The 16,852-nt window shown below is 70.7% G+C and carries 13 protein-coding genes and 1 pseudogene; 5 read left to right on the top strand and 9 right to left on the bottom strand.

Translation table 11 applies throughout. The features are described from left to right. The 3 genes from VIM19_15910 to VIM19_15900 all read right to left on the bottom strand — a co-directional run. Positions 1-388 (bottom strand): hypothetical protein (locus VIM19_15910; GenBank protein ID HEY5186341.1); only part of this gene is annotated, 388 nt, incomplete at its 3' end. Between the two features lie 883 nt (positions 389-1,271). Further along, positions 1,272-1,724: a methylglyoxal synthase gene (locus VIM19_15905; GenBank protein HEY5186340.1), complete on the bottom strand. Its 453-nt coding sequence runs from the start codon at positions 1,722-1,724 to the stop codon at positions 1,272-1,274. Positions 1,725-1,880: 156 nt separating this feature from the next. Further along, positions 1,881-2,333 (bottom strand): hypothetical protein, encoded by a 453-nt coding sequence (locus tag VIM19_15900; protein HEY5186339.1) that lies wholly within the window; start codon positions 2,331-2,333, stop codon positions 1,881-1,883. A 257-nt stretch (positions 2,334-2,590) separates the two neighbouring features. On the opposite strand from VIM19_15900, the gene VIM19_15895 reads away from it, so the two are divergent. After that, positions 2,591-4,219: an alkaline phosphatase family protein gene (locus VIM19_15895; protein HEY5186338.1), complete on the top strand. Its 1,629-nt coding sequence runs from the start codon at positions 2,591-2,593 to the stop codon at positions 4,217-4,219. Between the two features lie 845 nt (positions 4,220-5,064). Here the strand turns inward: VIM19_15895 and VIM19_15890 are convergent. The 5 genes and pseudogenes from VIM19_15890 to VIM19_15870 form a co-directional block, all read right to left on the bottom strand. Then, positions 5,065-5,556: a hypothetical protein gene (locus VIM19_15890; protein HEY5186337.1), complete on the bottom strand. Its 492-nt coding sequence runs from the start codon at positions 5,554-5,556 to the stop codon at positions 5,065-5,067. 402 nt (positions 5,557-5,958) lie between these two features. After that, a pseudogene (locus VIM19_15885) lies at positions 5,959-6,989 on the bottom strand (chromate transporter). Positions 6,990-7,075: 86 nt separating this feature from the next. Then, positions 7,076-7,480: an arsenate reductase ArsC gene (locus tag VIM19_15880; GenBank protein HEY5186336.1), complete on the bottom strand. Its 405-nt coding sequence runs from the start codon at positions 7,478-7,480 to the stop codon at positions 7,076-7,078. Then, positions 7,477-8,193 carry an arsenate reductase ArsC gene (locus VIM19_15875; GenBank protein HEY5186335.1) on the bottom strand — a complete coding sequence of 239 codons (717 nt, stop codon included), beginning with the start codon at positions 8,191-8,193 and terminating at the stop codon, positions 7,477-7,479. Before VIM19_15875 ends, VIM19_15880 begins: the two co-directional genes overlap by 4 nt. Next, positions 8,190-8,762 carry an aquaporin gene (locus VIM19_15870; protein HEY5186334.1) on the bottom strand — a complete coding sequence of 191 codons (573 nt, stop codon included), beginning with the start codon at positions 8,760-8,762 and terminating at the stop codon, positions 8,190-8,192. The genes VIM19_15875 and VIM19_15870 overlap by 4 nt, the downstream gene beginning before the upstream one ends. A gap of 311 nt (positions 8,763-9,073) precedes the next feature. Here VIM19_15870 and VIM19_15865 point away from each other — a divergent pair, with 311 nt between their 5' ends. After that, positions 9,074-9,349, top strand: a complete 276-nt coding sequence (locus VIM19_15865) for a metalloregulator ArsR/SmtB family transcription factor (GenBank protein HEY5186333.1) — start codon at positions 9,074-9,076, stop codon at positions 9,347-9,349. A gap of 305 nt (positions 9,350-9,654) precedes the next feature. On the opposite strand, the gene VIM19_15860 is transcribed toward VIM19_15865, so the two are convergent. Continuing rightward, positions 9,655-12,411, bottom strand: a complete 2,757-nt coding sequence (locus VIM19_15860; protein ID HEY5186332.1) for a glucosidase — start codon at positions 12,409-12,411, stop codon at positions 9,655-9,657. A gap of 419 nt (positions 12,412-12,830) precedes the next feature. On the opposite strand from VIM19_15860, the gene VIM19_15855 reads away from it, so the two are divergent. The 3 genes from VIM19_15855 (at position 12,831) to VIM19_15845 (ending at position 16,133) form a co-directional block, all read left to right on the top strand. Further along, a complete protein-coding gene (locus VIM19_15855; protein HEY5186331.1) occupies positions 12,831-13,052 on the top strand; it encodes a hypothetical protein in 222 nt (73 codons plus the stop codon). A 538-nt stretch (positions 13,053-13,590) separates the two neighbouring features. Beyond that, a complete protein-coding gene (locus VIM19_15850) occupies positions 13,591-13,809 on the top strand; it encodes a hypothetical protein (GenBank protein ID HEY5186330.1) in 219 nt (72 codons plus the stop codon). A gap of 617 nt (positions 13,810-14,426) precedes the next feature. After that, positions 14,427-16,133 (top strand): GNAT family N-acetyltransferase, encoded by a 1,707-nt coding sequence (locus VIM19_15845; protein ID HEY5186329.1) that lies wholly within the window; start codon positions 14,427-14,429, stop codon positions 16,131-16,133. Positions 16,134-16,852: the final 719 nt, after the last annotated feature.

Genomic DNA, 16,852 nt, shown 5'->3' with positions numbered 1-16,852 from the left:
CTAGCCCTGGGGCGTCCAAGGCCGCGAAGGCGGTGTCACCGTCGACCCACAGCAGCCTCCACTGGGGGTTGTCCTTCTCGGCGGCCACCTTGGTCAACAGCGGGCCGGTGCTGTCGTCGACCAGCTTGACCGGGATGCCGGTCGCGGCGCTGAACGCCTTGGTGACCGGGGCGTCGTAGCCCTGGGCGGAGCAGACGACCAACGGGACCGGCGCCGCGCTGGCCGGCGACGCCCCGGCGTCCGAGCCGGTACTGCTCGCCGAGGGGCTCGACGAGCCGGACGCGACGACGGCGGCGTGGGACGCTGCGCACCCGGCGAGGGCGACGGCCGAGACAAGGGTGAACGCGGCGGCGCTGGTACGCGCCAACGGACGGGATGACCTGAACATGACCGGGCTCCTCGACAGGCAGACCACTCGGATGGCTGCTAACGACGGTTATGGACCATCCATGACCGAGGTTGCGCCGGACCATGAGTCAGTTGTCTTCTCGGTGAACGTCAGGGAACCGGTCCCGGCGGCGCGCCGGCTCAGCCGGGGGACCTGTGCGGCCAGGTGGACCCCGGGGGGTGAAGGTTCACCGTGGCGACCCTTGCGGTTCACTTGTGACGGCCACGGTGAGCCCATGGCCCTCCGTGCGGTCCTGACCCACCTCTAGCGGGGCTGGCTGCGCCACCACGACTGGACCCCTGCGCGCGCGGACGCCTGCACGCACTTCGGCGACGGACACCTGTGCCTGGTGGTGGACCACCTTGACGGGTCGTGGGGCGCGGGGACCGCGCACCCGCCGACCAGGGCCTCCCGAGGAGTCAGGTGACACAGTCGAGGAGCGCGCCCAGGGCGACACCGCCGCGGTAGACCGGCGCGCGTTCGTCTCGGCGGCTGGCCCGTCCGTGCCAGTCCATCACGCGGTCGAAGAACCGCTCGGCGACGTTGCTTGTGTCCGCGGTGCCGCAGCGGACGGATCGGCCGCCAGAGTCCCACCGCGTGGGGCGTGGTGGCTGATCTGGTCCGCCGGCATGGGGATCCCGGCGGGGAAGACGGGGCGCGGCAACCCCAGCGACGGGTTGGTCTTGTCGGCGCGCAGCGCCTCGGGGCTGGTGTGTGCTCGTCCCGACCCGCGGGGTCCCCCTCCGGTAGGAGGACCAACCGGAGGGGACCCCCATCGGGTGTGGGTCGCGGAGATCGTGGCCGACCTGCGCCCGCCGGCCGGTGCTCCTGCGCCTGGCGAGCCAGCTGTCGAGGACGCCGGCGGGCACAACCGCCCCGGCGGTCAGTCGGGGGAGTTGCCGCGGTCGACCGTGGCCAGGGGGAGGCTGTTGCCGAACTCGGGTCGGACCGGCTCGTAGGACTCCTCGAACAGGGGCGAGGAGATCACCAGGTCAGCCGTGGCCCGGTTGCAGGCAGTCGGAGTGTTCCACACCACTGCCACCCGCAGCAGCGCCTTGACGTCCGGGTCGTGAGGCTGCGGCTCGAGGGGGTCCCAGAAGAACACCAGCAGGTCCACGCGGCCCTCAGCGATGCGAGCGCCGAGCTGCAGGTCACCGCCGACGGGACCGCTGAGCAGCCGAGCGACCCGAAGGCCCAGCTCGAACTGCAGCAGCGTGCCCGTCGTGCCTGTTGCCACCAGGTCGTGGCGGGCCAGGCTCTCCCGGTTGTAGGTAGCCCACTGCAGCAGCTCGGGCTTCATGTTGTCGTGGGCGACCAGGGCGATCCGACGACGCATGGCTTCCCTCCTTGCCGGCCGGGTTATGAGCCTGACGCCAGGCTGGCAGCACCCGATGAACGGCAGGTTTCGGCCATTCACCCGGCATGGGGCATTTGTGACTCGGGTTCCCCGATGCCGGACCCCCATCCCACGGCAGGGACGCGGAGAGAGGCGCTACCGGGGGGCTTCGTCGACGCCGGTGGCGTCTTCGGTGGCCACCAGCAGGGCGTCGCCTGACGCAGGGACGAGCGCAGTGGGGGCGGAAACCGCGCTGCGCAGTACCGCTGTGGTCACGTGCAGCGCCGCGTCGAGGGACTCGTACACCTCGGGAAACCCAGCGGCACGCAACCGCTGCCGTTCCTGTTCGTTCGACTCGACCGTCACGAGGCGAGCGTCGACCCGGGTGGCGGTGGCGAGGAGCCCTCGCATCGCGTCCACTCCCGCGATCGGATCCACCCGCGCGGCACGCAGGTCGACCGCCACACGGGCCCCCGGCACCAGCTCCGGGGCGACGTGGGTGACCAGTTGGGCTGCCCCCGCGACGTCGAGATCCCCCGCGACCTGCACGACCGTCCAGCCGGCGACATGAACCTCGGTGAGCCGGCCCGGCGGGCTGGTGTCGGTCATGTGCCACCTCCTCGGTCTGCGTGACCCATTGTGCCGAGGCGGGCCGGCCCTGCGTCACCCAATCGACGGAACGAACAACCGCCCCTGCCGGCACCGTACGAACGCTGGCCGTGGCCCGCGATCGTGGTGGCGCGGTGGAAGGGTTCGCCCGTCGTTCACCGTGGCGATGCGGGCCTGCAGCGCGGACGTACTCCCGGGCCCGTTGGCTGCCGGTGTCAGGGAACTCCCTTTGGCCCAGCCACTCAGGAGGAGCACGCATGTCCCATGTCCAACGTCGAGGACGCACGTTCTCGGTCGCCTCGCTCGCGGTCGCCGCGGTGACCGCCGCCGCGTTGACCGTGACCGGCAGCACACCCGGTTTCGCCGGGGAGCCCCCCGCCCACTCGGTCACCGCGACCCCGATCAAGCACCTGGTCGTGATCTTCGGTGAGAACGTGTCGTTCGACCACTACTTCGGCACCTACCCGCAGGCGGCGAACACCGACGGCACGCCGTTCCAGGCCAAGCCGGGCACGCCGACGATCAACGGGCTGACCGACGCGCTGCTGCAGCACAACCCGAACGCCGCGAACCCACAACGCCTGACCCCGGCGCAGGCGGTCACCTGCGACATGGACCACGGCTACACCGCCGAGCAGAAGGCCGCCGACGCGGGCCTGATGGACAAGTTCGTGCAGTACACCGGGAAGACCTGCGCCGGCCAGTACAGCGCGCCAGGCCTGGTGATGGACTACTACGACGGCAACACCGTCACCGCGCTGTGGAACTACGCCCAGCGGTTCGCGATGAGCGACAACTCCTTCGGCACCACCTTCGGCCCGTCGACGCCGGGTGCGCTGAACCTGGTCAGCGGGCAGACGCACGGGGTGACCTCCGTCGGCCAGGACCGCAAGCCGACCGCCAGCCCCGACCCCTACACGGTGGTCTACCCCGACGCGACCGGGGTGGGCACCGTCACCAACGACCCGGACCCGGCCTGGGACGACTGCTCGAACACCACCCACCCGCTGGCCGCGATGAACGGCACGAACATCGGTGACCTGCTCAACGCCCGGCAGGTGACCTGGGGCTGGTTCCAGGGCGGGTTCCGGCCAACCGCCCGGTCCGGCGTCTCCTACGACGGGCAGCCGAAGGCCGTGTGCGGCGCGACGTCGACCACCGTCGCCGGTGCCACGGTCAGCGACTACAGCGCGCACCACGAGCCGTTCCAGTACTACGCCTCGACGGCCAACCCGCACCACCTGCCCCCGTCCAGCGTCGGCGCGATTGGGCGGACCGACCAGGCCAACCACCAGTACGACATGACCGACTTCTACGCCGCGCTCGGGCACGGTGACCTGCCTGCGGTGAGCTTCCTCAAGGCGCCGATGGCGCAGGACGGCCACGCCGGGTACAGCGACCCGATCGACGAGCAGAAGTTCGTCGTCAACGTCGTCAACACGCTGCAGAAGTCCAAGGACTGGGCCAGCACCGCCGTGGTTCTGTCCTACGACGACAGCGACGGCTGGTACGACCACGTCATGGCCCCGGTCGTCAACGCCTCCACCGGCGGCAGCGACTCCCTGCAGGCGCCCGGGGCGTGCGGCAACGGGACACCGCTGGGCGGGTACAACGCCCGCTGCGGCTACGGCCCGCGGCTGCCGCTGCTGGTCATCTCGCCGTTCAGCCGCACCAACTACGTCGACAACACCCTGACCGACCAGACCTCGATCCTGCGCTTCGTGGAGGACAACTGGCTCGGCGGGCAGCGCATCGGCGACGGCACCTTCGACACCCTCGCCGGCTCGCTCGACGCGATGTTCGACTGGCGGCACCCCACCATGCAGCGACTGCTGCTCGACCCCACCAGCGGCGCGCAGGCGCACCACGTGGAGCAGCACAGCTGACCCATTCGCACCGCCGAGGGGGCGCGACCGAGAGTGGGTCGCGCCCCCTCACCTCTCCAGAAGAGGTTGACTGATCGTCCGCGGCCGCTGCTTCGCGTCGGAGCAGCGGTTCGGGTCGTGGCAGGCGGTCCACCCGGTGTCGTCGGCTGCGCACACGACCGGGTCCCGGACCCAGTCGAGCCGGGTACAGAGGCACCCACATGGACGACCGCAGTGACCGGCCGCGCCCGCTCCGGCCAACGTGACGGGACGTCGAAGCCCAGCTGATCAAGCACTCGAACAGCACGGTTTGACGCCGCGCCACATGCACCGGGTGGCAACTGGAGCCGATCGACCAGTTGCACCGCGCCCGGCACGAGGAGCACGGAACATGTGTTCATCAAGGGCACCCCCATCACCCGCCCCCAGCACGGCCGGTGCCGGGCAAGGACTCGCAGCACCGGCCCGTGGCCTTCGTCGGTTTTGACCGGTCACGCAGCGTTCACCTGATCGGTCGAAGTGTTCGCCGATCGTTCGCCACGGATGCCGCTCGACAACCCTGTCTCGGCCGGGCGTGTCTGGCGTAATGACAGTCAGGCACGGCGGGTGCGATTCGATTGGGGCCACGGCGTGACCAGTGTTCAAGTGCCTCGCTGCCCGGAGTGCGCGGCCATCTTGACCCCTCCGTGGACCGGGCACGCGCCGAAGTGCCCGAACGGGGCAGGCGGATCCGGCGGCTGGCCTTCGTCATCGCGCGACCCCGACTCCATGACCAACACGCAGTCACCCGCGATGACGTTGGGCAGCGGGGCGTAGGCACGCCCACAGCGGGTGCCCGCGCGAGGCGGAGGCGAAACTCAGGTCGGTCATCCGCGGTGCTGCGACCGGGCCCGAGCAGTCGGCGGTCGAACCGCGTTGACGTCCTTGTCGTCCAGCAGCACCTCCCCGATCCCGGCCATCTCGATCAGCAGTGCTTCGTCCCGCAACTCCTTCGCCCATGTGGACGCCGACGCGGCATCCCCCTCGGCCCGTGCGCGGACCAGCCCTATGCTGCGTGCCCGGCCCGCGATCCCACCGGACCTGAACGGGTTCTGCGAGGCCACCAGACCCAGCCGTAGCGAACCGCGCTCCCTTACCGGGCCCAAGAACTCCTCGCCGGCCGCAGCGCGCCGGTCCGCGACGACGGCCAGCGCCGCCAGGTCGTGCCCGTGCGTCCTCCGCCCCGCCCGCAGATCGGCCAGCACCTCGCCGAGCGCGGTGTCGTGCGCTTCGACGTCCTCCGCCAGAACCTGCAGTCGCTGCTCGCACCAGCGCAACCGCTCCAGCATCCGGCGACGCTGTCCCGATCGGATCCGCACCAGTGACCCTCCTCTCCACGGCAGGTTTGCACGAACAACCCCACAACAGCGGCGGTCGTCCGAGCCCGTTCGGACAGTTGGCAACCTAGATCGGCCGGCCAAGGGGTGTCCAGGCTGCGCCGAAGGCAGGGGCACAGGGACCACACGCACCCCGGCCCGGGTGCATCTCGGTCGAATTGGGTTGTGGCTCCGCGATGCTGGTCGTGGTCGGAGACGCAGCGTCACGAGTGTGTCCGTTCGTGTCGCCGCCGGTCTCGGTTCGGGCCCTGGCAGGTTCCCTGGTCGGGCCAGCGGGTGGGCGACCGTCCTGTCGAACCCTCCACCGAACGCGCCTCGGCCGGGACTCGCCCTCGCCGTTGATGGCTGCTCCCGATTCTCGGGGTTCGCCTTCCTCCTGAAGCGTCAGCGGGGCAGTGGTGCGCCGAGCGCGACGCTGATAGCCCCGGCGCACGCCGCTGAGATCAGGGTGGCGACGACTCCTCGGCGGAACGGGAGCAGCAGGAGCGCGGCGCCGGTCAGGACGGCCAGCTGCCACGGCTGGGTGAGGGCCCGGGCCAGGGACACGGCCGAGCCGAGGATGGCTCCGATGGCTGCCGGGCCGGCTCCGCCGAGGAAGGCCCGGACCCGCTGGTTGGTGCGCAGCTGGTCGAAGTGGCGGGCACCGAGCAGCAAGAACGCGAACGACGGCGCGAAGGCGACTGCGGAGGCCAGGACACCCCCGGTCAGCCCGGCCGCGGCGTAGCCGACCACGGCGACAGTCTGGACCACCGGCCCGGGGGTGAGCTGACCGAGGGCGACCGCGTTGAGGAACTGGCCGCCGCTCATCCAGTGGTAGCGGGTGACCGCGTCCGCCTGCATCAGCGGGATGATCACGAACCCGCCGCCGTAGGACAGCGCACCGACCTTGAACGCCACCCAGGCCACCGAGGTCAGCCCCGCCGATCACTGTCCCTGTCGCGGCGAGCGTCGGCCAGGGCAGCGCCGACAACGACGCAGGTCCCCGCAGCCAGCGGCGCGCGACCTCCACGGCCCCGCAGCCCAGGATCGCAAGCATGAGCCAGGGACCGGCAGTGGCCGCCGCTACCCCGCCGACCGCGAGATAGGCCGCCCATCGTGTTGTGCCCGACCGTCCGCCGCCGCGGGCCCGATGCCAGCTGGCCGCCCGCGCGGCCGCGCACCCGCCAGGCGCAGTAGATGGACAACTGGGTCGACGCCGGTCCGGGTGGCTGGTTGCACGCCGCAATCGCATCTTCGAACTCCTGCGGCGCCAGCCACCGCTCGCGGTCCACGCACAGCTCGCGCAGCAGCCTGATGTGCGTGGGAGGGCCCCCGAACCCGATACAGCCCAACCGGCCCCACTCCCGCAGCGCGGTCAGCAGGCCAGGCACCACAGGGGAGGATCCGTGACCGTCGCGGTCACTCGCCTCGATCATCCGCTCATCGTGCCGAAACCGGGCTGCGGCTCCGCAGCCGCCCTTACCCAGCAGCGCGGAGATGACAGCACAAAGGCGGGCCTCCTTCAGCTGGCGGCGATGTCGGTGATGAGGCTCTCGATGCGCCGGCGGATCTCGTCGCGGATGGGTCGGACGGCGTCGATGCCCTGGCCGGCGGGGTCGTCGAGGTCCCAGTCCTCGTACCGCTTGCCGGGGAACACGGGGCATACGTCGCCGCAGCCCATCGTGATGACGACGTCGGACTGCTGCACCGAGTCGGTGGTGAGCACCTTGGGGGTCTCGGCGGAGATGTCGATGCCCTCTTCGGCCATGGCGGCGACGACGGCGGGGTTGATGGTGACGGCGGGCGCGGAGCCGGCGGAACGGACCTCGACCCGGTCCGCGGCGAGGTGGGTGAGGTAGGCGGCGGCCATCTGGGACCGGCCGGCGTTGTGGACGCAGACGAACAGGACGGACGTCTTGTGGTTCACGGGTGGGGTGTCTCCAGGCTCGAAGGGGGCGGGGCGCTGTGGCTGCTCGGTCCGCCGCCGGGGAGCAGTTCGGTGAGCAGGCCCCGGACGCGGCGTTCGATCTCGTCCCGGATGGGGCGGACCTGTTCCAGGGGCAGGCCGGCGGGGTCGGTCAGGTCCCAGTCGAGGTAGCGCTTGCCGGGGTAGACCGGGCAGGCGTCCCCACAGCCCATGGTGACGATGACATCGGCGGCGCGGACCACGTCATCGGTCAGCGGCTTGGGGAATGCCTCGGTGAGGGCGATGCCGACCTCGGCCATGGCTTCGGTGGCCACCGGGCTGACCGAGTCGCCAGGCTCGGAGCCGGCGGAGCGTACGTGCACCCGCCCGCCGGACAGATGGTGCAGCCAGCCCGCGGCCATCTGGGACCGGCCCGCGTTGTGCACGCAGATGAACAGCACCTCGGGGGTGGCCTTGGCCAGGCGGCCCTCGGCCTGCGCCAGGGCCAGCAGCCGGTCCCGGGCGAACCGCTCGGTCAGCATCGGCAGGAACGTGGTCACGGTCGCGGTGGTGGCCAGCTGCTTGTGGCTGTCCTCGACGAACCGTTCGACGGTCTCCGGGCTGAACACCCCGTCATAGCGGTAGGCCAGGTCCGCCACGATCCGGTGCAGTGCCAGAACGGTGTCCGGGCTGCGGCCCGAGGCTGTGCCGTCGGTGTTATCGGGGCTGGTCATGCACGGCCTCCGGCAGGTCCAGCGGCTCGGGGGTGACGCCCGGCCTGGGGTGAAACCGGGTTGGCAAACGCGTTGGAGGAGGTGAAGAAGTACGCCGAGCCGATCCACGCCGCGACCAGCAGCGGGCCCAACGAGCCACGCCCGCCGCGGGTCAGCGCACCGATGATCCACAGCAGCCCCGCGGTGGCGACCACCTCGCCGAGCCACACCCCGGCGCCGGTGCGGTCATGGGTGGAGGGCTGCCAGGCCGGCAGGGCGAACATCAGGTTCGCAAGCGCCACCCCGGCCAGGCCCCCGGTGACCTGCGCGGCCACGTAGCCCAGGCCCTCGACCGGGCGCATCTCCCGCCGCAGCGTCGCCACTGCGGTGACCGCGGGGTTGAAGTGCGCCCCGGAGATCGGCCCCAGCGTCCAGATCAGCACCCCCAGGCCGGCCACCGTAGCCAGCGCGTTGACCAGCAGCACCACCGCCTGGTCGGTGCTCAGCCGGGACCCCATGATCCCCGACCCGACCACCACAGCGACCAGCAGGCCGGTGCCGAGGAACTCCGCCGACAGCCGCCGCGCCATCGGATGCCCTGTCACCGGCGCGTCGCCGCCAGCGGCACGATCGGGGTGCAGCGCACCCACCGGGGACGCTGTCCCGGCCGTCTGAGCGCCGGGTGCGTTGCTGCTGGCGACCGCCCCCACCCCCTCGCTACATTGACCGTTGTCGAATCAGGAGTCTCGGTGGACTCATCGACGCCTGTCAATGCCGTCGGCGGCGGATCTCGGCTCGAGAGGGTGAACAGTTGGTGAACGCGCCAGCCGTGACCGCAAGCGAGGCGCCCAGGTCGGCCGTGGCCGGTCCCGAGTGCTGTCCCACCGGGCTCGCCGAACCGATGGACCGGGCGGCCGCCGAGGAACTCGCCCGGCTGTTCAAGGCGGTCGCCGACCCGGCCCGGCTGCAGCTGCTCGCCCTGATCCGCTCAAGTGAGTCCGGACAGCTGTGCGCGTGCGAGCTGACCGGACTCCTCGGCCTGTCCCAGCCCACCGTCTCCCACCACCTGAAGGTGCTCACCGAGGCCGGCCTGCTCCGCCGCGAGCAGCGCGGAACCTGGGCGTGGTTCTCCCTGGTCCCCGAACACCTCGCCGAGCTGGCCGCCGTGCTCGCCTGAGCACCCCTCGCCACCGCATGGCAGGGACCTGCTCATCAGCGCGGGGGTCGAGCGAGACGAGGATGGAGTGGCCGTACTCCGTGCGGTCCACAGACATCCCTACAGCCCTGGGGAGACCTTCGGCGTGCGGCGCAGGCTCGACACTCCTCCCGCCGGGGGGCTGCCTGAGGTTGGGCCGTTTTCGGAGGAGCAGCTCGTCTTTGTTCTGGCTGCCTTCTGTGGGTGCCGGTGCAGCAACCAGGGTCGGTCTGTCGCGCGGCGGCAGTGGCATCGACGTGCACGCCGAAGGGGTCGCGCTCCCCGGCTCAGGCCAGTGGACGCCGGTAGTGGGTGGCCAGCGGCCACGGCCGGGTCGGGTCGATTGCCCCGGACCGCAGCAACGGCAACAGTTGCAGGTAGACGGCCACCAGTCCGGTCCAGCCGGTCTGGTGGCTGGCTCCGAGCCCAGCGCCGTTGTCCCCGTGGAAGTACTCGTAGAACAGCACCAGGTCGCGCCAGTGGGGGTCGGTCTGGAACTTCTCCGACCCGCCGTAGACGGGCCGTCGACCCGCCGCGTCCCGGGTGAAGATCGAGACGACCCGCTCGGCCAGGTCTGTGGCGATCTCCCCCAGCGTCTGCTCGACGCCGGACCCGCTCGGGTACTCCACTCGGAGGTCGTCGCCGTAGTAGGACGCCAGCTGGAACAGGGCACGGATCACGATGGTGTTCACCGGCATCCACACCGGGCCGCGCCAGTTGGAGTTGCCACCGAACATGCCGGACGTCGACTCGGCCGGCTCGTAGGCCACCACGTACCTCGCACCGTGGACGTCGAACTCGTACGGGTGGTCGAGGTGCCAGCGGGACAGTGCGCGCAGCCCGTGCGGTGACAGGAACCGCTCCTCGTCGACCATCCTGGTCACCACCGCCCGCAGCTTCTCCTCGTTGACGGCGGACAGCAGGTGGTCACCCGCGCGGTTCGGCTGGAGCGGGTCCGCGATCCGGTCGAGCAGCTCCCGGTGCCGTTCGATCCGCTCACGAGCGGTGGCGCGCAGCTCCGGGTGCCCTTCGAGCACCTGTCGCGGCAGGGTGGCGGTGACGGTGAGCGGGAGCAGCCCCACCATCGAGCGGACCTTCAGCCGCCTGGCCGAGCCGTCCGGCAGGCGCAGCACGTCGTAGAAGAAGCCGTCCTCGGCGTCCCACAGCTCGTCCTCCCGGTCGCCCTCCCGGTCCATCGCCGAAGCGATCTGCAGGAAGTGCCGCAGGAACTTCAGCACATAGTCGTCGTAGGACGGTTCGTGGTCGGCGAGCTCGATGGCCATCTCGAGCATGTTGAGGCTGAAGAAGCCCATCCAGGCCGAGCCGTCGGCCTGTTCCAGTCGGCCGCCGGTGGGCAGCGCGCTCGACCGGTCGAAGACTCCGATGTTGTCCAGCCCGAGGAAGCCGCCCTCGAAGACACTGCGTCCCGACGGGTCCTTGCGGTTGACCCACCAGGTGAACACGAGCAGCAGCTTGTGGAAGGCCTTCCGGAGGAACTCGACGTCCGCGGTCCCGGTGCGGTCCTTGTCGTAGAAGTAGATGAACAGCGTCGCGAACGCGTGAACCGGCGGGTTGACGTCGCCGAAGTTCCACTCGTAGGCCGGGAGCTGCCCCGACGGGTGGAGGTAGGCGTCCGAGAGCATCAGCTCGACCTGGCGGCGCGCGAAGGCCGGGTCGACGATCGCGAGCGGCAGCACGTGGAAGGCCAGGTCCCACGCGGCGTACCAGGGGTACTCCCAGGTGTCCGGCATCGAGAGCACGTGCCGGTTGTCCATGTGGGCCCACTGCTCGTTACGCAGGTCGATCCGGTCGCCGACAGCCGCCGCGCGGCCGCCGTGCCCCGCCAGCCAGCGGTCCACGTCGTACTCGTAGTACTGCTTGGACCAGATCATCCCGGCCAGGGCCTGCCGCATGACCGACCGGCGGTCGGCGTCCAGCGCCTCCGGGGTGATCGCCTCGTAGAACTCGTCGCACTCCGCCCGGCGCTGCTCGACTAGGGCGTCGAACGGCGCGCCGAACGCCTCGGCGGTCGCGACGTCGCCTGCCAGCAGCCGGATCCGGACCGAGACCGACCCTCCTGCGGGAACCTCCATGACCCAGTGGGCGGCCACCTTCGTGCCCGTCGCCGCTGGGTTCACCGTCGGCTGCCCGTGGACGACGTGGTCGTTGATCCCGTCCTTCGGGTACGGCGTGGTCGCCTCGGCGCCGAACACCCGGGGCGCGTTGGTCTCGTTCTCGCAGAACAGCAGCCGCGCGCCGTCGTCGACGAGCAGTCGGTAGCTGCCCAGCGTGGGATGGGTGGCCAGGACGGCGTCCGACGCGGTCTCGCGCAGCTGCGGGCGCTCGCGCGCGTCGTCCTGCCACCACGTGTTGCGGAACCAGACGGTGGGCAGCAGGTGCAGCGGGGCCGGCTCCGGGCCACGGTTGTGCGCGGTGACCCGCATGAGCAGGTCCTCGGGCCCCGCCTTGGCGTACTCGATCTCGACGTCGAAGTAGCGGTCCTCGTCGAAGATCCCGGTATCGAGAAGCTCGTACTCCATCTCGTCCCGGCTGCGCGCCCGGTTGGTCGCGACCAGATCGGCGTAGGGGTACTCCCGTTGCGGGTACTTGTAGAGCTCCCGCAGGTAGGAGTGCGTGGGAGTGGCGTCGACGAAGAAGTAGTACTCTTTCACGTCCTCCCCGTGGTTCCCCTCGGAGTTGGTCAGCCCGAACAACCGCTCCTTGAGGATCGGGTCGACGCCGTTCCACAGGACCAGGGACAGGCACATCCGCTGCTGGTCGTCGCTGATACCCGCAATGCCGTCCTCGCCCCACCGGTAGGCCCGGGACCGGGCCTGGTCGTGGGTGAGGTAGCTCCACGCGTCGCCGTTGGTCGAGTAGTCCTCGCGGACGGTGCCCCACTGCCGCTCGGCCAGGTAGGGGCCCCACTTCCGCCACGGGACGCTGTCCTCGTCGGCGGCTTGCCGCCGGCCCTCCTCCGCGGTGAAGGGAACGGGTGACTCGCCGAGCTTGGTCGCCATGATCTCCCCGGACCGTTTCGTCATGTGCGCGGCGGTCGCGTGACGTAACCACCCCGCGCACATGGTGGATCCAGCCTGCTGGACTCTCGTTGCACGACACGAGTTGTTGGTGCAGTGTTCATCCTTCCGTGACGCCGGCCACCGTGGCGTTCCACGTGGTCCATTCCGGACAAAGCCCGTTGCGTAAGGACGGCACGTTTCGCCAGCAGAGGAACAGATCGGTGCACGATGCCCGCGTGGCGGCTTGTGGGAGGGCGGTCACGTCACTTGAAGTATCGGGCCGTCGACACGCTCAGCCCACCCGACCGTCGGCCCCGCAGTCGAACGCCTGAAACGACGTGATTGTGGTCAAGGCCCCTGGTCGCACCCCCGGCGCGGATCCCAGTACGGTGACCCGAAGCCATCACGTCAGTCAACGCCGAGTCGCCCGCGAAGGAACTCACTTGGCTATCGTCGTTCGTGCCGTGGTGGGGGTCCTGCCCTTCGTCCACGGCCTGGTGCACCCGCTGCACCTGGCCCCGGGGGCCGACGATCCGCACTGCCCGTTCACCCCGCGGCAGCCGTGGCCGGCCCCCCAGCCGTCGCCCGGACCCCGGGCGCTCACGCTGATGGTGGCGACCGTAGCGGCACTCGCACTGCTCGGACTGGCGTGTGGGGGGCCTTGACTTTCCGCAGCGTGGCCGGTGTCCGCGGTCATCGCCTCGGTACTATCGCTGGTGTTGCTCATCGCGTTTCTGGGACGTGCGGCTGACCACCGCAGTGTTCATCGACATCTGCCCTCTCGCGCTCGCTGTTCTGCGCGCGACTGGACCGACGCGATCGGTGGGTAGCGCCTGGCAGGACCGTCCGGGGCCTGCGCAGCCAACGACGAGCTGCGCCGTGGTCTGGCTTCATGGGGGGGGACGCGCCGACTGGGCGCGCTGTCTGGCGCGATTCCCTGTCAGGCGGCGGGAAGCCTGGGGTCGCGTGCGGTCAGTGAGGGACCGAGTGACCGCGGCAGCGGCACTCCCCCGCGGTCGACTGGGTGGCGCAGGTCAGGGGTGCGCACGCGCGGCGGTCCGCAGGGCAGCAGGTGCGCGTCCCCTGCGCGTCTTTGCGGTGCAGGAGTGTTGCACGGCGTCGCAGGTCCCAGGATCGGGCGGGCCGCCTTCCGGACTTGGTGCTCGGCTTCTGCTGTTCATGTTGGTCTGAGAGAATGGCTGCATGACTTCCCGTCAGGTTCCAGTCGACGCCGGTGACCGCGAGATGGCGTCCACCGAGTCCGAGCTCAGGCACGACCACCCCGAGGTCGCCGACGAGGTGATCCACACCCTGGTGCGGCAGGCCTACAGCGACCTGACCCCAGCTAGGGTGCACAGTTTCCTGCCCATCCTGGTCGTTCGAGATGTGCAGGCCCGGCTGCGCGCTGAAGCAATCGCGTAACCCGTCAGATCGCACAGCCCGATCGCCGGCGGTGTCGCGGGCAGACGCGCGCCAACACACGACGGCGCTGGCCTCCAGGGTGTGTCGTCGAGCAGCGAACCGGCGAAGCCCTCGCGGCCGGGGGGTGGGGGCGGAGGCGTCGCCTGTTCGAGAGGTGCGACGGCGCCGCCACAGTGACAGTTGGGCGTTGACCCACCGGGCATCTGCCGCGCACGGTACCTCCGCCCCGGCCGGCGAGACCGCTCGGCGGGCCACCGTGCCCGATTGTCGGCGAGGAGTGAGCGGCGGGTCTGCTCGGGTCCTGATCATGAATCGCAGCCCGGCACTTGACCGGTGCAGCGTGTCCTGTTCCCTGTCGCGCCCCACGGCCAGACGCCCTGGGTCCGTCGGGATGGGCCGATCGTCCCTGGGTTCGCAAGGACCGCGCTGGCAGGATCCGATAGGGGCTGTCACGGGCTGCAGAGGGATCGGCCGCCAGGTTGGTCGGGCAGGTCACGGCCTGGCTTCATGAGGGCCGGTCGGGAGGTGCTTGGCTGTCGTTCGCCTCGATGGTCGACGGTGGCTCCAGCCCGACTGCAAGCGACGGTGACGATGACCTGGTCTGGGAGGGAGGCCCGGTGGCCAGCGACGAGGAGCTGCGGCAGCGGATTGTCGATGCCGCTGCGGAGGTGTTCGCTGAGCGTGGCTACGGCGGGACGAGGCTGCGGATGGTGGCCGAGCGGGCCGAGGTCAAGCCCAGCACCGTCAAGCGGCTGACGGGTGGTCGGGCGCAGATCTTCGCGGAGGTGATGGCCGCGAAAGTGACCTCCGAGGCCGCCGATCGGCTCGCGGCGGCGGCGGCCGAGCCCCAGGTCTCCCCGCCTTTGGCCGTGCTGCTCGATGCCGCCGGGGAGATCTTCGCGGCACCCGAGCGCAGCTGGAACGTCCTCGAGCTCGAGGCGCTGGTCCGCGCCCACACGGATGAGGAGGTCCGTGTGCTGGCGGCGTCCAGGGTGGGCCAGCGCTGGGCCACGGTGAAGACGGTCTTCGAGCAGATCCGGCGGGCCGGCGGCATCGACGACGATGTCGACGACGATGCGCTGGTGCACTTCGCGATGGCTGTTTCGGTCGGCCTGGCGATGGTCGACCCGGTGGTGGACCGACCGCCGAGCCAGGCGAACTGGAACGCGCTGATGGCTCGGATCGGCGCGGCCTTCGCACCGGAAGAGCTGCTCTTGGCAGCCGACCACGAGGCGCGAACGCCGTGGCGGCTGCGTATCGACATCCCGGACCGTCCCGGTGGACTGGCCCGGCTGATCCGGGCGCTGAGCACGTTGCACGTGTCCGTGGTGGCCACCGCTGTGCTCGGCTCGGCTGATGGCACCCGCACCATCGACTTGGCGGTGACCGTCCCGGAGGCCGTCAGCGCGGACGCCCTGCTGTCCGCGGCCATGGCCGCCGGCAGCAACGGGTACCTGACCAAGGGGTCGCCCGACGACGACCTCGACATGCCGACCCGCGTGCTCGACGGCGCCACCGAGCTGGTCACCAACCCCGGATCGGCCCCGCTCGCGGCGGCCATCCTGGTGGAGGCCGACCACTTCGAGGTCACCGACGCGACCGAGGGCGAGGACGACGCCGCCGACGTGCTGCGGCTGCAGTGGACCGCCGACCGGCACGTGGTGCTGCAACGGGACTGGGCACCGTTCGCCCGCGCGGAGAAGACCCGGGCGTCGGCGCTGCTGCGGCTGGCCGCGGCGATCGCCGAAACGGAGGGCGACGCTCAGGCCCTCGGCTGGGTCGAGCCGATGCGAGACGGCGACACGGTCTGGATCCGGCTGGCCCGACCTGGGGACGCCGACGCCGTCGCGGCCATGCATGAGCGGTGCTCCGAGCAGAGCCTCTACCGGCGCTACCTCACCGGGGTCGGCCAGTGGCGCGAGCTCGCCCTGCGCCGGCTCAGCGGCGGGCACCGGGGCGCCACCCTCGTCGCGATGAGCGAGGAAGGCACCATCGTGGCACTGGGCCACGTGTTCCCCGACGCGTCCGAGGGTGATGTCCACACCGCGGAGATCGCGGTGATCGTCGAGGACGCCTACCAGGGCCGCGGCATCGGAACCCGGCTGATTCGGCACATGCTGGAACTGGCCGAGCGGCTCGCCTTCACCGAGGTGGTCGGCACCGTGCTCGCCGAGAACACCCCGATGCAGCGGGTCCTTGAGGCCACCGGCCTGAACTGGACCCGCGAGCTCAACGAGAGCGTGCTGACCATGCGGGCGCGGTTGCCCTCGGCGCCGTCCGGGCCGCAGCCCCCCGGCCACCCGCCGTCCCCCCAGGTCTCCTGAAGGAGGCCAGCCAGACTGGCCTCGCCTGCAGCGGCTTCCATGCGCCGGTCCTGACGAGTGAGGTCTGGTGCGCCCGGTGCAACGGCCGGAGCTCCGCCCAGTCCTCCACTGACAGCACACGCCTCCCTCTCCAGCTGGACTCGAGCCAGGGTTTCGGGAGGGAGTCGACTTTCCAGTGCCGTCCGGGGTCAGTCGTCACGTGCCGACGACGGACTCGTGACCTTCATCCCGTGTGCCCTCGGTGTCGGTGAGGAGACTCGAAGTCAAGCTAAGGATGGGGGCGGCCATGAGCATCAACCGCAACTCCGCTGCCGCAGGCGGAGACGCGGTCTACGGTCCGAGCACCTTCGGCGCTTGGGTGCACTTCTGGCAGCAGGCGGACACCTTCTGGCAATACGTGCTCGCCGTCATCCGAGGCCTGTTCTGGCCGGCTTGGACGGTCAAAGACGTCTTCGACGCGCTCGGCCACTGGCTGAGGCCGGCGCCGGGCCGCCCAGGCTTGGACCCGGTAGCTCCGCCAGCGTGGCTCGAGACTCTAGAGTCCGTCTGCCCGCCTATGGCCATCGCACCCCGGCGCGGGTGTCCCCGCGCACCAGCACCCGGTGGCGTGCCTGTTCGGGTGGCTGCGCGAGCGCGGCATCCAGCACGGCGATCTGGTCGGCGGCGTCGTTGGCGCTGGGCCGGCCCTCGCGCAGCAGGCCGGCCAGCGGCTCCCCGGT

The sequence above is a fragment of the Actinomycetes bacterium genome (assembly GCA_036510875.1).
Classification (GTDB): Bacteria; Actinomycetota; Actinomycetes; order Prado026; family Prado026; genus DATCDE01.
This window is presented reverse-complemented; position numbering and strand designations above follow the sequence as displayed.

Bases quoted from the DNA above. Each gene is read 5' to 3' on its own strand.
- VIM19_15870 (HEY5186334.1), bottom strand. From the start codon at position 8,762: ATGGCGCGGCGGCTGTCGGCGGAGTTCCTCGGCACCGGCCTGCTGGTC.
- VIM19_15895 (HEY5186338.1), top strand. From the start codon at position 2,591: ATGTCCCATGTCCAACGTCGAGGACGCACGTTCTCGGTCGCCTCGCTC.
- VIM19_15875 (HEY5186335.1), bottom strand. From the start codon at position 8,193: ATGACCAGCCCCGATAACACCGACGGCACAGCCTCGGGCCGCAGCCCG.
- VIM19_15860 (HEY5186332.1), bottom strand. From the start codon at position 12,411: ATGACGAAACGGTCCGGGGAGATCATGGCGACCAAGCTCGGCGAGTCA.
- VIM19_15850 (HEY5186330.1), top strand. From the start codon at position 13,591: ATGACTTCCCGTCAGGTTCCAGTCGACGCCGGTGACCGCGAGATGGCG.
- VIM19_15905 (HEY5186340.1), bottom strand. From the start codon at position 1,724: ATGCGTCGTCGGATCGCCCTGGTCGCCCACGACAACATGAAGCCCGAG.
- VIM19_15900 (HEY5186339.1), bottom strand. From the start codon at position 2,333: ATGACCGACACCAGCCCGCCGGGCCGGCTCACCGAGGTTCATGTCGCC.
- VIM19_15865 (HEY5186333.1), top strand. From the start codon at position 9,074: ATGGACCGGGCGGCCGCCGAGGAACTCGCCCGGCTGTTCAAGGCGGTC.